Origin of the sequence: Ciceribacter sp. L1K23 (genome assembly GCF_018122705.1) — a bacterium.
Lineage (GTDB): Bacteria > Pseudomonadota > Alphaproteobacteria > Rhizobiales > Rhizobiaceae > Allorhizobium.
The window spans coordinates 727,339-740,267 of sequence record NZ_JAGRRC010000001.1; the positions used below are offsets into that span (position 1 = coordinate 727,339).

At 61.4% G+C, this 12,929-nt stretch carries 17 protein-coding genes; 6 read left to right on the forward strand and 11 right to left on the reverse strand.

Annotated elements, in window-relative coordinates; translation table 11 throughout:
* Positions 1-29 precede the first annotated feature (29 nt).
* The 5 genes from puuD to J5J10_RS03305 all read left to right on the forward strand — a co-directional run bounded on the left by puuD (position 30) and on the right by J5J10_RS03305 (position 4,737).
* Entirely contained in the window at positions 30-1,265 is a 1,236-nt protein-coding gene (gene puuD, locus J5J10_RS03285; protein WP_211928825.1) for a urate hydroxylase PuuD, read from the forward strand.
* Positions 1,262-2,575, forward strand: coding sequence for a guanine deaminase (gene guaD, locus J5J10_RS03290; protein ID WP_211928826.1), 1,314 nt, complete (start codon positions 1,262-1,264; stop codon positions 2,573-2,575). The genes puuD and guaD overlap by 4 nt, the downstream gene beginning before the upstream one ends.
* A gap of 6 nt (positions 2,576-2,581) precedes the next feature.
* Positions 2,582-3,013: a hypothetical protein gene (locus J5J10_RS03295; RefSeq protein ID WP_211928827.1), complete on the forward strand. Its 432-nt coding sequence runs from the start codon at positions 2,582-2,584 to the stop codon at positions 3,011-3,013.
* 16 nt (positions 3,014-3,029) lie between these two features.
* The gene (locus tag J5J10_RS03300) at positions 3,030-3,467 is read left to right on the forward strand and encodes a potassium channel family protein (RefSeq protein ID WP_249116663.1); all 438 of its coding nucleotides are present in this window, start codon (positions 3,030-3,032) and stop codon (positions 3,465-3,467) included.
* A 118-nt stretch (positions 3,468-3,585) separates the two neighbouring features.
* Positions 3,586-4,737: an alpha-hydroxy acid oxidase gene (locus J5J10_RS03305; protein ID WP_211928828.1), complete on the forward strand. Its 1,152-nt coding sequence runs from the start codon at positions 3,586-3,588 to the stop codon at positions 4,735-4,737.
* On the opposite strand, the gene J5J10_RS03310 is transcribed toward J5J10_RS03305, so the two are convergent.
* The 7 genes from J5J10_RS03310 to J5J10_RS03340 form a co-directional block, all read right to left on the reverse strand.
* Positions 4,738-5,478: a metallophosphoesterase family protein gene (locus tag J5J10_RS03310; RefSeq protein WP_211928829.1), complete on the reverse strand. Its 741-nt coding sequence runs from the start codon at positions 5,476-5,478 to the stop codon at positions 4,738-4,740.
* Positions 5,479-6,234: a metallophosphoesterase family protein gene (locus tag J5J10_RS03315; RefSeq protein ID WP_211928830.1), complete on the reverse strand. Its 756-nt coding sequence runs from the start codon at positions 6,232-6,234 to the stop codon at positions 5,479-5,481. It abuts the gene before it with no gap.
* A 1-nt stretch (position 6,235) separates the two neighbouring features.
* The gene (gene uraH, locus J5J10_RS03320; RefSeq protein ID WP_211928831.1) at positions 6,236-6,592 is read right to left on the reverse strand and encodes a hydroxyisourate hydrolase; all 357 of its coding nucleotides are present in this window, start codon (positions 6,590-6,592) and stop codon (positions 6,236-6,238) included.
* On the reverse strand, positions 6,589-7,098 hold the full coding sequence (locus J5J10_RS03325) for an ureidoglycolate lyase (protein WP_211928832.1): 510 nt from the start codon (positions 7,096-7,098) through the stop codon (positions 6,589-6,591). The genes uraH and J5J10_RS03325 overlap by 4 nt, the downstream gene beginning before the upstream one ends.
* Positions 7,095-7,460, reverse strand: coding sequence for a HepT-like ribonuclease domain-containing protein (locus J5J10_RS03330; RefSeq protein ID WP_211928833.1), 366 nt, complete (start codon positions 7,458-7,460; stop codon positions 7,095-7,097). The genes J5J10_RS03325 and J5J10_RS03330 overlap by 4 nt, the downstream gene beginning before the upstream one ends.
* The gene (locus J5J10_RS03335) at positions 7,457-7,747 is read right to left on the reverse strand and encodes a nucleotidyltransferase family protein (RefSeq protein ID WP_211928834.1); all 291 of its coding nucleotides are present in this window, start codon (positions 7,745-7,747) and stop codon (positions 7,457-7,459) included. Before J5J10_RS03335 ends, J5J10_RS03330 begins: the two co-directional genes overlap by 4 nt.
* A 132-nt stretch (positions 7,748-7,879) precedes the next feature.
* A complete protein-coding gene (locus tag J5J10_RS03340; RefSeq protein ID WP_208552027.1) occupies positions 7,880-8,920 on the reverse strand; it encodes a glutamine synthetase beta-grasp domain-containing protein in 1,041 nt (346 codons plus the stop codon).
* Positions 8,921-9,319: 399 nt separating this feature from the next.
* On the opposite strand from J5J10_RS03340, the gene J5J10_RS03345 reads away from it, so the two are divergent.
* Complete coding sequence (locus J5J10_RS03345; RefSeq protein ID WP_208552029.1) at positions 9,320-9,502, forward strand: DUF2735 domain-containing protein; 183 nt, start codon at positions 9,320-9,322, stop codon at positions 9,500-9,502.
* Positions 9,503-9,593: 91 nt separating this feature from the next.
* On the opposite strand, the gene alc is transcribed toward J5J10_RS03345, so the two are convergent.
* The 4 genes from alc to J5J10_RS03365 form a co-directional block, all read right to left on the reverse strand.
* Positions 9,594-10,616, reverse strand: coding sequence for an allantoicase (gene alc / locus J5J10_RS03350; protein WP_211928835.1), 1,023 nt, complete (start codon positions 10,614-10,616; stop codon positions 9,594-9,596).
* 1 nt (position 10,617) lies between these two features.
* A complete protein-coding gene (uraD, locus tag J5J10_RS03355) occupies positions 10,618-11,118 on the reverse strand; it encodes a 2-oxo-4-hydroxy-4-carboxy-5-ureidoimidazoline decarboxylase (protein WP_208552034.1) in 501 nt (166 codons plus the stop codon).
* A 7-nt stretch (positions 11,119-11,125) separates the two neighbouring features.
* On the reverse strand, positions 11,126-12,046 hold the full coding sequence (gene puuE, locus J5J10_RS03360; RefSeq protein ID WP_211928836.1) for an allantoinase PuuE: 921 nt from the start codon (positions 12,044-12,046) through the stop codon (positions 11,126-11,128).
* A gap of 106 nt (positions 12,047-12,152) precedes the next feature.
* Positions 12,153-12,860, reverse strand: a complete 708-nt coding sequence (locus J5J10_RS03365; RefSeq protein WP_211928837.1) for a DUF1045 domain-containing protein — start codon at positions 12,858-12,860, stop codon at positions 12,153-12,155.
* Positions 12,861-12,929: the final 69 nt, after the last annotated feature.

Sequence of the window (12,929 nt, forward strand, 5' to 3'; positions counted from 1 at the left end):
ACCGGTCGGGAGGAAGAAAGGGATGCTGCATGTATGAGTTCGCCATAGCCTGGGAATGGCTGTCGTTTGCCGTCCGCTGGCTGCATGTGATCACCGCGGTCGCATGGATCGGATCGTCGTTCTACTTCATCGCGCTCGACCTCGGACTTGTGAAGCGACCGGGCATGCCAGCAGGCGTTTACGGCGAGGAATGGCAGGTCCATGGAGGCGGCTTCTACCATGTGCAGAAATATCTCGTGGCACCGGCCTCGATGCCGGAGCATCTGACCTGGTTCAAGTGGGAGAGCTATTTCACCTGGCTCTCGGGTTTCGCCATGCTCTGCGTGGTCTATTATGGTGGCGCCGATCTTTTCCTGATCGACAGGCATGTGCTCGACATCGAGCCGTGGCAGGCGATCTGTCTGTCGCTCGCCTCGCTCGCTGTCGGCTGGCTGATCTACGACCTGCTCTGCAAGTCGCCGCTCGGCCGCAACACCTGGGGCCTGATGATCCTGCTCTACATCGTGCTGGTCGCCATGGCCTGGGGCTATACCCAGGTCTTCACCGGCCGCGCCGCCTTCCTGCATCTCGGCGCGTTCACCGCCACCATCATGTCGGCCAATGTCTTCTTCATCATCATCCCGAACCAGAAGATCGTCGTCGCCGACCTGATCGCCGGTCGCACGCCCGATCCGAAATACGGGATCATCGCCAAGCAGCGCTCGCTCCACAACAATTACCTGACGCTGCCCGTCATCTTCTTCATGCTGTCGAACCACTATCCGCTGGCCTTTGCCACTGCTTATAACTGGATCATCGCGGCGCTGGTCTTCCTGATGGGCGTGACGATAAGGCACTGGTTCAACACCACCCATGCCCGCAAAGGCCGCCCGACATGGACCTGGGCGGCGACGGTGATCATCTTCATCGTCATTGCCTGGCTGTCGACGGTGCAGAAGCCGGCGCCGGAGACGGAACTCTCCGTCGCTCCCGCCAATCTTCGCTTCGTCGAGAACGCCCACTACGAGGCGGCCCGTGACATCGTGCAGGGCCGTTGCTCCATGTGCCACGCCGCCGAGCCCGTTTGGGAAGGCATCGCTCGTGCGCCAAAGGGCGTGAAGCTGGAAACCGACGCGGAAATCGCCAGCCATGCGCGCGAGATCTACATCCAGGCTGCCCGCAGCCACGCCATGCCGCCCGGCAACATCACAGAGATTGAAGAACAGGACCGCGCCTTGCTGGCTGCCTGGTACGAAAGCGCCGTCAGCGGGACCGCCACGCCATGAGCGCGGTGCTCTACCGGGGACGGCTGCTCTCCTTCTATCGCGCACCGCTCTCGGTCGACGACAACGATAGCTATCTTTATGAAGCGGACGGCGCCCTGCTGGTGGAACATGGCCGGATCGTCGCATGCGGTGACTTCACTGCCGTTAGGAGCGCGAGCCCGGATGACATCGAGGTCGTGGATCACCGCCCTCACCTGATCCTGCCGGGGCTGATCGATACGCACGTGCATTTCCCGCAGATGCAGGTGATCGGCTCCTATGCCGCCAACCTGCTGGAATGGCTGGATACCTACACCTTTCCCGAGGAATGTCGCTTCGTCGAGACGGCCCATGCCGAACGCATCGCGACGCATTTCTTCGACGAGTTCTTCCGCCAGGGGACGACCACCGCCGTGGCCTACCTCTCGGTCCACAAGGCTTCGGCCGACGCCTTCTTCGCCGAGAACCTGCGCCGCGGCAGCCTGATGATCGCCGGCAAGGTGATGATGGACCGCAACGCGCCGCAGGGCCTGCTGGACTCACCGCAGCTCGGCTATGAGGAGACCCGCGCCGTCATCGCGCAATGGCACGGCAAGGGCCGCAACCATGTCGCCATCACGCCCCGTTTCGCCATCACCTCGACCCCGGCCCAGATGGAGGCAACGCAGGCTTTGGCGCGGGAATTCCCGGACCTTCACATCCAGACGCATCTGTCGGAAAACCTCGCCGAGATCGACTATACCTGCTCGCTCTATCCTGAAGCGATCGACTACACCGACATCTACTCGCGTTATGGACTGCTGGGCCGCAAGACCCTGCTGGGCCACGCCATCCATCTTTCCGACCGCGAGGCCGACGCGATCAGCGAGGCGGGCGCGATCGCCGTCCATTGCCCGACGTCAAACCTCTTCCTCGGCTCGGGCCTGTTCCCGATGAAGAAGTACCAGAAGCGTGACAAGCCGGTCCGGATCGCGGTCGCCACCGATATCGGCGGAGGATCCAGCTACTCCATGCTGAGAACCATGGATGAGGCCTACAAGATCCAGCAATTGCTGGGCGAGCGGCTGAATCCGCTTGAAAGCTTCTATCTGATGACACGCGGCAACGCAGAGGCATTGTCGCTTGAAGACCGTATCGGCACGCTTGAGCCGGGGACCGATGCCGACTTCATTGTCATGGATGCCAGTGCGACACCCGCGATGGCGCTCAAGATGGAGGTCGTGAAAACGCTGGCGGAGGAACTCTTCCTGCTGCAGACCCTGGGCGACGACAGGTCGGTGGTCGAGACCTATGTCTCCGGTAGGCCAATGAAACCGGTCGCGACGATGTGAGGGACAATGAGCGACAGCGGCTATTCCGGCACGCCCCTTCCCCGGAAGCTCGGATTGAAGCCGGGCCTGTCCGCGCTGTTCGTCGCACTGCCGGACGGTCTTCGCCACCTGACCAACGAACTGCCTGGAGCGAGGATTAAGCCGTCAATACCGGAAGGCGTGAGTGTCCGTCTTGATTATCTGCACGTCTTCGAAACAGAGCGCACAGCACTGGAGGACAATGCGGAACGGCTGAAAGGCATGCTGAAGCCCACCGGCATGCTTTGGATTTCCTGGCCGAAAAAGGCCTCCAAGGTCGAGACCACGATAACCGAGGATGTTCTGCGGGCGATATTCCTGCCGATCGGTCTCGTCGACATAAAGGTATGCGCGGTCACGGATATATGGTCGGGCCTGAAATTCGTTTTTCGCAAGGACCAGCGCGGAAGCCTGGGTTGACGTCACGGACACCGCAATGAACATGCTCCTCAATCTGGCCCTTGGCACGCTCATGATCTCCCTGACGATCGTGATTCACACATTCGGCCTGATGGGTGTGACCCAGGCGATGAGTTCGATCAGCGATCGCATCCGCCTTCACCGTCATCGCAGTCGCCTGATCGCGATGAACACCGTTGTGCTGGGGGTTTTTGGAGTCCTCACCACAGAAGTCTGGCTGTGGGCGATCTGTTATTGGCTGATCGGTTTCTTCGACAGTTTCGAGGTCGCCCTCTACTTCTCGACCGTCACCTTCTCGACCATTGGATACGGCGACGTCATCCCGCACCCCGAATGGCGCCTCTTGGCCGGCATGGAAGGCGTCGACGGCTTTTTGCTGATCGGCTGGTCCACGGCCTACCTCGTCGCGGCCGGCATCCGCGTCGGCCCGTTCCGGTCCGGCGAGCATTTTTGAGCATCTCTCGGCCGAAAAGAGCGGAGGTAAAATATTTTTACCTCTTAAGTCCCTTCCTGTTTCCAGCGCGCCGCCTGTCGTGATATGGGCGATGGGGAACCTGGCCGAGGAGTGGATAATGGGCGCGAACCTGGAGATTGCCGACCTGAAGAAGCTGGCGCGCCGGCGCGTGCCGAAGATGTTCTTCGATTATGCCGACAGCGGCGCCTGGACCGAAGGCACCTACCGGGCCAACGAGACTGACTTTTCCAGGATCAAGCTGCGTCAGCGCATTCTCGTCGACATGACCAACCGCTCGCTTGCCTCCGAAATGATCGGCCAGCCTGTCTCGATGCCGGTCGCCCTGTCGCCGACCGGCCTCACGGGCATGCAGCATGCCGATGGCGAGATGCTGGCGGCACAGGCGGCGGAAGAAGCCGGCGTTCCCTTCACGCTCTCGACCATGAGCATCTGCTCGATCGAGGACGTCGCCTCGGTGACGACCAAGCCCTTCTGGTTCCAGCTCTATGTGATGAAGGACCGGGATTTCGTCATCAACCTGATCGACCGCGCCAAGGCGGCGAAGTGTTCTGCGCTGGTACTGACGCTTGATTTGCAGATCCTCGGCCAGCGGCACAAGGACATCCGCAACGGCCTCTCCGCGCCGCCGAAGTTCACGCCGAAGCACATCTGGCAGATGGCGACCCGACCCGGCTGGTGCCTGAAGATGCTGGGCACGCAACGCCGCACCTTCCGCAACATCGTCGGCCACGCCAAGAGCGTCACCGACCTCTCCTCGCTGTCTGCCTGGACGGCGGAGCAGTTCGATCCGAAATTGTCGTGGAACGACGTCGCCTGGATCAAGGAACGCTGGGGCGGTCCGCTGATCCTCAAGGGTATTCTCGATCCGGAAGATGCCAGGATGGCGCTCTCCACCGGCGCGGACGCGATCATCGTCTCCAACCATGGAGGCCGCCAACTGGACGGAGCCCATTCTTCGATCGCCATGCTACCGCGCATCGTCGACGCGGTCGGCGACAAGATCGAAGTCCATATGGATGGCGGCATCCGCTCCGGTCAGGATGTGCTGAAGGCCGTCGCCCTTGGCGCAAAGGGCACCTATATCGGACGTCCCTTCCTCTATGGCCTCGGTGCCGGCGGCAAGCAGGGCGTCACGACGGCGCTTGAGATCATCCGGAAGGAGATGGACATCACGATGGCCCTTTGCGGTAAGCGCGATATCAAGACCATCGACGGATCGATCATCGCCGAAAACCCGTTCGCCGTCTGATTATCCGGCCCAGCCGGTCGAAAGCACACGCGCCCATGTGTCGAAACCTTGCTGCCGTGCGAGTTCAGCGGCGGCGAGGTGATCGTAGGCGACCTGCCGGAAGGTCGGCTGCCAGCCGCGCGTCGTTTTCTCCAGGATCGCATAGCAGGCAAAGGGCGCGCCCTGCTCCAGCCGGTGCTCCCAGGGCTTGTGATAGGCAAACCCGGGGCAACCGACGCTCCCGGGATTGACGACCAGCCGGCCATCCGAAAGCGTTACGGCGCGTTGCACATGCGTATGGCCGCACAGGATCAGCGGATAATCGACACCTGCCGCCTGACGCTCGATATAGTCTCGGTCGCTGAGGCGAAAATAGCCCTCGGGCGTCAGCGTTTCGAGCCAGGCAACCGAGTCGCTTTCCGGCGTGGCATGGCAGAGCAGAACCTCGTCGGCGAAGACGAGCGTCAATGGCAATTGCCCGATCCAGTCGAAGTCCTCCCGGCGCAGCAGCGGATAGGCCGGCCGCTCCCAGTCGCCGAGAGCGTCAGGCTGCTCCTCGATCAGGGCCCGGTCGTGATTGCCCCTCACCGTCGGGAGATTCAGCGGCGCGAGGATCGCCGCAGTCTTTCCCGCATCGATCGGACCTGAGAAGATATCGCCGAGGTTGACGATATCGGTGACGCCGAGTGTTGCAATATCCTCGAGCACCGCCTCAAGGGCCAGATGATTGCCGTGGATGTCGGCGATGGCAGCAAAACGCACTCAGTCCTCCGCATCGATGAAGCCGGTGGCAAGACCGCTCGCCCACCCCGCCCGACCGTTGCGCGCGGCGAGGTCGGCCATCGCCATATGATCGTACGGCACCTGCCGGAAGGTCACGGACCAGGCTCCATTCTGCTTCTCGCAGATCGCGTAGCTCGCGTGAACATGTCCGGCCTCCACCTTATGCGGATACGGCGTGTCGTCCTGGTATGCTGGCCCGCCGACACTGCCGGGATTGACGATGAGGCGCCCGTCGGAAAGCCTGACCATGCGAGGCAGGTGTGTATGTCCACACAGGATCAGCGACTGCGGAATGCCATCGGCCCAGGCTTCAATCTCGCCAGCGCGACGCATGACCACGTGTCCGTCTGGTGTTACCGTCTCCAGCCAATACGTGTTGTCGTCTTTCGGGGTCGCATGGCAGAGATACACCTCCTCGCGCCAGACCATGGAAAACGGCAGGCTTCGCAGCCATTCCAGATGCGCAGGCGTCAGCTGCGCGAAAGAATCCGCTTCCCAGCTGTGCATGGCATCGACGGCATGTTCGATCAGGTAGCGGTCATGATTGCCACAAACCGTCGGCAGGCCGAGGGACACCAGCAGATCGGCTGTGCGACCCGCCTCCAGCGGACCCGACAGGCAGTCGCCAAGATTGACGATGTCAGATGACGCGATGCGCTGATCCGCGATGTCCGAAAGGACGGCTTCCAGCGCAAGGCAATTGCCATGCACGTCAGCAATTGCCGCAAACCGCATATCAGCTGCCCCTGTAGGTGGAATAGCCATAGGGCGAGAGCAGCAGCGGCACGTGATAATGCACCGTCGTGTCGGAAATCCCGAAACGGATCGGTATCACGTCGAGAAACGGCGGATCGGTGAGCGGAATGCCGAGGTTCTTCAGGTATTCGCCGGCGTGGAAGATCAGTTCGTATTGCCCGACCGCAAACTCTGCACCCGACAGGATGGGACCGCCGTTGACGCGCCCGTCGTCATTGGTAAAAACCGTCCGGATCAGCTCGGGCGCTTCGCCGGCCATGCGCACCAACTGGATCCGCAGCCCCTTCGCTGGCTTGCCGAGGGCGGTGTCGAGGACGTGGGTGGTGAGGCCGGTCATAAGCTGGGCTCCAGAATCGTAAACGGGGCATCGAAGAAGAACTCCTCGAGATTGTGACCCGGTCCGTCGCGATCGACAATCAGGAAATCGCTCACCTCGCCAACCGCGATCAGCGGATGATGCCAGGTATTGCGGTGATAATTCACCCCCTGGTCGCCGCGCGCCAGAAACGCCTGTGGCTTACCTGGCTTGCCGCTCTCGTCTGGCGAAACGGCAACCAGATATGGCCTTCCGTTGAGCGGCGAAAAGCTCTGGCTGCCGAGAGGATGGCGCTCCATCATGCCGATCTCGTAGGGGAAAGATCGCGGCTGCCCGCGGAAGATATTGATGATCACCCGGGCGCCGTCACCCACGACGTCGGGAGTAGCAAGGGCATGGAAACGTTCCGTCGTGCCACCATTGATCAGCCGCATGGTCTCCGGCCGCGCTTCTATCACGTCTCCGAACGGAGCGAAGGCCTCCGCCGTTAACGAACGGATGATGAGGTTCTGGGGCAAAGGGGTCATTCTCCCTGGATATTCGGATGTCGGAGCTGGTGGATCTGCCGGACCAGTCTTGGAAGGTCCGACTGCACCGTATCCCAAATGATACGCCAATCCAGTCGGTCGTATTGGTGAACCACGAGATTGCGCAGGCCCCTGATCTTGGCCCAGGCGATCTCCGGTTGCTCTGACGCGATATCCGGAAACAGCGTCTGGATACGAACTGCGGCGGCGGCAATCAGCACGAACGTCATGGCAACGGCGCGCTGACGCAAGAGATCCGACTCGAACGCCTCGAAGCTTACGCCATCAAGGAATCCGATGGCCTCAAGTGCCGCCTCCTCCATATCAATGAGATTATCGATCAGGCGCTCTGCCGGGGTCATATGGCTCTCGCCTCGGCAAGGATCCGGTCGCGCATCCGCGCTTTCAGACCGCCGGCCGTGACAATGTCCACCCTGCAAGGCAACAGGCCTTCCATCTCTGCCTGCAGTCCTCCGAGATCGAAGAGCGTCATGCCCGGCAGCGCGTCAACCAAAATATCGAGATCGCTGTCCGGACCGTCCTCACCCCGCGCGACAGAGCCGAACACACGCGGGTTCGCTGCCTTGTGACGCGCCGTCGCATCGCGGATAGCCTGCCTGTTTTTCTCCAGCACTTCGGACGGTCTCATGTCTCGCCTCCTTGACCGCAATTATAGGACAAACGCGAAGCGCGAGAAAGCGCCGGACTTCCGCACCCCTAAAACGAAAACAGCGCCGGCGTTACCACCGGCGCTGCATTCTTACGGTCAACCCGTGACGGATCAGGCGGCAGACTTTGCGTAGTCTGCGGTCGGAACTTCCGCGATGGTCTTGAGGACCTGGGAAGCGATCGCGTAGGGGTCGCCCTGGGAGTTCGGACGGCGGTCTTCGAGGTAGCCCTTGTAGCCGTTGTTGACGAACGAGTGCGGAACGCGGATCGAGGCGCCGCGGTCGGCAACGCCGTAGGAGAACTTGTTCCACGGAGCCGTCTCGTGCTTGCCGGTCAGACGCATGTGATTGTCCGGACCGTAGACGTCGATGTGCTCTTTCCAGTTCTTGGCGAAAGCGGCCATGAGTGCTTCGAAGTACTCCTTGCCGCCGGTCTCGCGCATGAACGCGGTAGAGAAGTTGCAGTGCATGCCCGAGCCGTTCCAGTCGGTGTCGCCGAGCGGCTTGCAATGGAATTCGACGTCGATGCCGTACTTTTCGCAGAGGCGGAGCAGCAAGTAGCGGGCGATCCAGATCTGGTCGGCGGCCTTCTTGGAACCCTTGCCGAACACCTGGAATTCCCACTGGCCCTTGGCCACTTCTGCGTTGATGCCTTCGTGATTGATGCCGGCTTCAAGGCAGAGGTCGAGGTGCTCTTCAACGATTTCGCGGGCGATCGAGCCGACGTTCTTGTAGCCGACGCCTGTGTAGTACGGGCCCTGCGGAGCCGGGTAGCCCTGCTCGGGGAAGCCGAGCGGACGGCCGTTTTCATAGAAGAAGTATTCCTGTTCGAAGCCGAACCATGCGCCTTCATCGTCAAGGATCGTCGCGCGGGTGTTCGATGCGTGCGGCGTGACACCGTCCGGCATCATGACTTCGCACATCACGAGCACGCCATTGGTGCGCGCCGGATCGGGATAGACGGCGACCGGCTTCAAGACGCAGTCCGACGAGTGGCCTTCGGCCTGCATCGTCGACGAACCGTCGAAGCCCCACAGCGGCAGCTGCTCCAGGGTCGGGAAGCTGTCGAATTCCTTGATCTGCGTCTTGCCACGCAGGTTCGCTACCGGCTTGTAGCCATCGAGCCAGATGTACTCGAGCTTGTACTTGGTCATGGTTCTCTCTCTTCAGTCTCGCGTCCGTCATGGACGCACACAGAGGGGTGATTCCCCGAATTCCGGGGCTCACTCAACGTGCAAGCACACAGCGTGCCAGTTTGAGCCTGGGACCAGCGCTCTGCCTGAATTGGGGGTACACCCAGGGCCCATCGTCCCGGATTGCGACAGTTTTATTAAGGCTTTCCGACTATTATGAAGGAACTAGGACAGCCATACCGTGTTTCCCGCACGAACAGGCCGGCCAGAGGGCGGGTGATGAAAATCCACTCATCCATTTTGTTGCCGGAATACTGCACATAAAATAGGCAATATGCACTTTTCATGTGCATTCGGCTGAAATCTATGTTAGGGAAGTGTCATCGACCGAGAAATCGGTGACGAACGAGAGGCAGTAGCATGACAACGAACATGGTTCGGGAATCGGCGAAGATCTACGAGTTCCCGGTAAGGAATGCCCAGAGACTGCGTGAAATGCAGGCGCGCCAGGCGCTGGCCGGCCGCGTCATCATCGAAAGCGGCTGCGGCAGCTGGTACCACGAGGAAGCGATCCGCGAGGACCAGGAAACGCGCAAACAGTAGGCGCGATAAACCGGAAATTCCCGGAACCACCAGTGGCGCCGGGGACTTTGCTGTGTGCGGAAGAGCGGGCCTGATGGCCCGCTTTGTCGTTTCAGGCCTTCGTTCCGAAAAGCCGCAGTCGCATTACGCCGCCATCAGGATGCATCGCGATCCGCACATGGGTGACGGGGCCTATATTGGTTACCTTGTCGCCCTCATAGAGATGTTCCGCGTCCATCTGCATCTTGGTGCGCGCAACTATCGGCTTCCAGGTTTCGGACGCAGCGATGTCGGCATCGCTGAACGTGTCGCCTGCCGACGGAAGATGAGCCCCGAGGAGCTCGCAGGTGTCGGGGTAATTGCCCTTGTAGAAATGCGTGTCGATGATCACCCGCTTGATAAGCCCCGGATGGCCAAGCCGGATGATCGCCCAGTCGTGCCCCGGTCCGCGACGGCGCTTGGTCTCCCAGCCGTCGCCCATATTGGTACCGCGTCCAGGAGACAGAATCTTGTCGGGATGGCCATAATGCGCATCCGACCACGCGAGCGCCTTGGCGCCGTGGAAGATGTAGCCGAGATCGATCTCCTCGTCCGCGGCTACCTTCGACCAGTCGAAGAAGGCCGAGCCATAGACACGCAGACGGGCAACGCCGCCGTCAGGGTAGATATGCAGGCGCAGATGCGTCCAGACCTTTTCCCGGTCGGCATTCTCGAAGAAATGCTGTGCCGACGGCCCAAGCGGCGACTTCGACACCAGTTCCACCCAGTCGGTCGCCTCCGTCGGATCGCCATCCGTCACGAACGCGGCTTCGATCGAGCAATGCGGTGGATAATTGCCGGTAAAATAGCGGGTATCGACGTCGAAGCCGAAGATACGGCCCGGCATTGCGAGCCGTATCACCGACCAGTCATGGCCGGGCACACGCTTGCGCCGGCTTTCCCACCCGTCCATGTACTTGCCGTTGTCGTCGTAAAGCGTCGGATCGAACCAGGCCGGCTCGTCGTTCAGCATGCGCTCGAGCGGAGCGAAGAACTCGTCCGTGGTGAACACACCCTTCGCGCCGAGACGGGCGGAGGCGAGATTGACCGCGCCGGCCGCGAAGTCGGGCAGCGTGACGGTGGAGGTTTCGATCATGTCAGAGTGTCTCCGGTAACAGGCTTTCAAGACGAAGCCTTGCGATTTTCTCGACCTGTGCGCAAGCCGTCTCGAACTCCGTGTCACGGTCGTTGTCGATACGATGCTCGAAGGCCGCGAGAATGTCGTGACGGTTGAGCCCCTTCACCGCGATGATGAAGGGAAAGCCGAATTTCTGCGTATACTGGGCATTGAGCTCGGTGAAGCGGGCGAACTCCTCCGCCGTCAGCCGGTCCAGCCCTGCGCCCGCCTGCTCCTTGCGGCTGTCTTCGGTTAGTTCCCCCGCCACGGCGAGCCGCCCGGCGAGATCGGGATGGGCGCGCAGCACGCCAAGCCGCTCGTCCGGCGAGGCTGCACGAAACATCCTGACCAGAGCCGCATGCACGCCGGCAGCGGTCAACGGCTCCTCGATCAACCCGGCATCGAAGGCGCGTTCGGCGATAAACGGCGAATGCTCGAACACGCCGCCATACGAGGAAACAAAAACATCACGTTCCATCATCGTCGCCTCACCAGGTCGGCTTGTGATGTTTGTGCCAGTGTTCGGCGATCTCGATGCGCTTCGGGATCCACACCTTCTCGTGGCCGGTCACATAGTCGATGAAGCGTGCCAGCGCCGCCGCGCGGCCAGGACGCCCGACCAGGCGGCAGTGCAGGCCGACGTTCAGCATTTTAGGCGCGCCATTTTTCCCTTCCTCGTAAAGCACATCGAACGCGTCCTTCAGGTAGGTGAAGAACTGGTCGCCGGTGTTGAAGCCCTGCGGTGTCGCAAATCGCATATCGTTGGTTTCGAGCGTGTAGGGGATGATCAGGAACGGCTTTCCGGTCAGATCCGGCACCCAGAATGGCAGGTCGTCGGCATAGGAATCGGACGAGTAGACAAAGCCGCCCTCCTCCATGACCAGCTTCAGCGTGTTCATCGACGGCTTGCCCTGATACATGCCGAGCGGATGGGAGCCGGTGAGCTCCTTGTGCAGGCGCACGGCCTCGCGGATATGCTCGCGCTCGACCTCCTCCGGAAAGTCCTTGTACTCCAGCCATCGATAGCCGTGGCTGGCGATCTCCCATCCGGCCTCCTTCATGGCCGCCACCGCTTCCGGATTGCGGGCCATGGCAAGCGTCACGCCGTAGACGGTCGCCGTCACATTGCGCTCGGTAAACATGCGCCACAGGCGCCAAAAGCCGGCGCGCGAACCGTATTCGTAGATGGATTCCATGTTCAGGTTGCGCTGGCCGGCCCAGGGTTGGGCGCCCACGATTTCCGACAGGAGGCACTCCGACGCAGGATCGCCGTCGAGAATGCAGCTCTCGCCGCCCTCCTCGTAATTGATGACGAATTGGACCGCGATGCGCGCGTCGTTCGGCCATTTCGGATCGGGAGCGGAGCGGCCATAGCCGATGAGATCGCGCGGATAGGAACTCTTGTGCATCAAATCACCCTGTCTTTCGGCGAGACGGTATGCGCCGATGTCGGGGTTGTCGAGATGCAATTGCGCGACCGGACCGTTGCCTTGAGGGCATCGGTCCTGCGGTCGATCAGGCGATCCTGCGCGCCGAGACCCGGCCCATCGGATGCAGCGAATGCACCTGGAAGGGCGCCCCCTGCTCGCGTTCCACGAACAGCGCCAGGTTCGAAAACGGCACGGGATCACCGATCACCGGGGCGAAGTACCCCTCCAGGACACTGGCGAACCGGCGCATGGTGTCGCCATCCAGCGGCCCCGTCAGATCGATGTGAAAACGATACTCGTCCATGACATAGGGATTGCCCCAGCGATAGAGATTGGCAAACTGCGGTGCCGTCAGAGCGTACGGGTCGCGACGCTCGATCTCCGCCTCGGTCAGCGGCGCCCGGAAACTGTCGAACTGCTGCACGACCGTGGCGGCCAGGAGATCAATCATCCGGCAAGGTGTTTCCGGAACAAGCCCAAGATGGTCACCAAGTCGACCGACGTGAAGCGGCGGAATGGCAAGAGGCTCGATGGTACCGGCGAACCGCATGAGCTCTCGCAACAGCGCGGCCTCAGTAACATCGGGATGCAGTTGGAACGGCGCCATCAGCACCGCATGGAAGCCATAGCGGCGTGGCAGGGCCGTATGGAACGCAATTTCATGAAGGCCGAGGCCCCGGACAGAGGGATGGTCGACGGCCTCGCCTGAATAGACGCTGCGTCCGAGCCAGCTGGCGGCTGCCAGCGTCAGCGGATCGCCCGCGGGGGGCGTGAAGAAGATTGCGTAGCGCATGTCTCACCTCGTTCTTTCCGCCGCCGCGAACTTTAGCGATCGATGGGATAGTCGAGGAGGTAGGTGATT

Bases quoted from the DNA above. Each gene is read 5' to 3' on its own strand.
- puuD (WP_211928825.1), top strand. From the start codon at position 30: ATGTATGAGTTCGCCATAGCCTGGGAATGGCTGTCGTTTGCCGTCCGC.
- guaD (WP_211928826.1), top strand. From the start codon at position 1,262: ATGAGCGCGGTGCTCTACCGGGGACGGCTGCTCTCCTTCTATCGCGCA.
- J5J10_RS03295 (WP_211928827.1), top strand. From the start codon at position 2,582: ATGAGCGACAGCGGCTATTCCGGCACGCCCCTTCCCCGGAAGCTCGGA.
- J5J10_RS03300 (WP_249116663.1), top strand. From the start codon at position 3,030: ATGAACATGCTCCTCAATCTGGCCCTTGGCACGCTCATGATCTCCCTG.
- J5J10_RS03305 (WP_211928828.1), top strand. From the start codon at position 3,586: ATGGGCGCGAACCTGGAGATTGCCGACCTGAAGAAGCTGGCGCGCCGG.
- J5J10_RS03315 (WP_211928830.1), bottom strand. From the start codon at position 6,234: ATGCGGTTTGCGGCAATTGCTGACGTGCATGGCAATTGCCTTGCGCTG.
- uraH (WP_211928831.1), bottom strand. From the start codon at position 6,592: ATGACCGGCCTCACCACCCACGTCCTCGACACCGCCCTCGGCAAGCCA.
- J5J10_RS03325 (WP_211928832.1), bottom strand. From the start codon at position 7,098: ATGACCCCTTTGCCCCAGAACCTCATCATCCGTTCGTTAACGGCGGAG.
- J5J10_RS03330 (WP_211928833.1), bottom strand. From the start codon at position 7,460: ATGACCCCGGCAGAGCGCCTGATCGATAATCTCATTGATATGGAGGAG.
- J5J10_RS03335 (WP_211928834.1), bottom strand. From the start codon at position 7,747: ATGAGACCGTCCGAAGTGCTGGAGAAAAACAGGCAGGCTATCCGCGAT.
- J5J10_RS03340 (WP_208552027.1), bottom strand. From the start codon at position 8,920: ATGACCAAGTACAAGCTCGAGTACATCTGGCTCGATGGCTACAAGCCG.
- J5J10_RS03345 (WP_208552029.1), top strand. From the start codon at position 9,320: ATGACAACGAACATGGTTCGGGAATCGGCGAAGATCTACGAGTTCCCG.
- alc (WP_211928835.1), bottom strand. From the start codon at position 10,616: ATGATCGAAACCTCCACCGTCACGCTGCCCGACTTCGCGGCCGGCGCG.
- uraD (WP_208552034.1), bottom strand. From the start codon at position 11,118: ATGATGGAACGTGATGTTTTTGTTTCCTCGTATGGCGGCGTGTTCGAG.
- puuE (WP_211928836.1), bottom strand. From the start codon at position 12,046: ATGCACAAGAGTTCCTATCCGCGCGATCTCATCGGCTATGGCCGCTCC.
- J5J10_RS03365 (WP_211928837.1), bottom strand. From the start codon at position 12,860: ATGCGCTACGCAATCTTCTTCACGCCCCCCGCGGGCGATCCGCTGACG.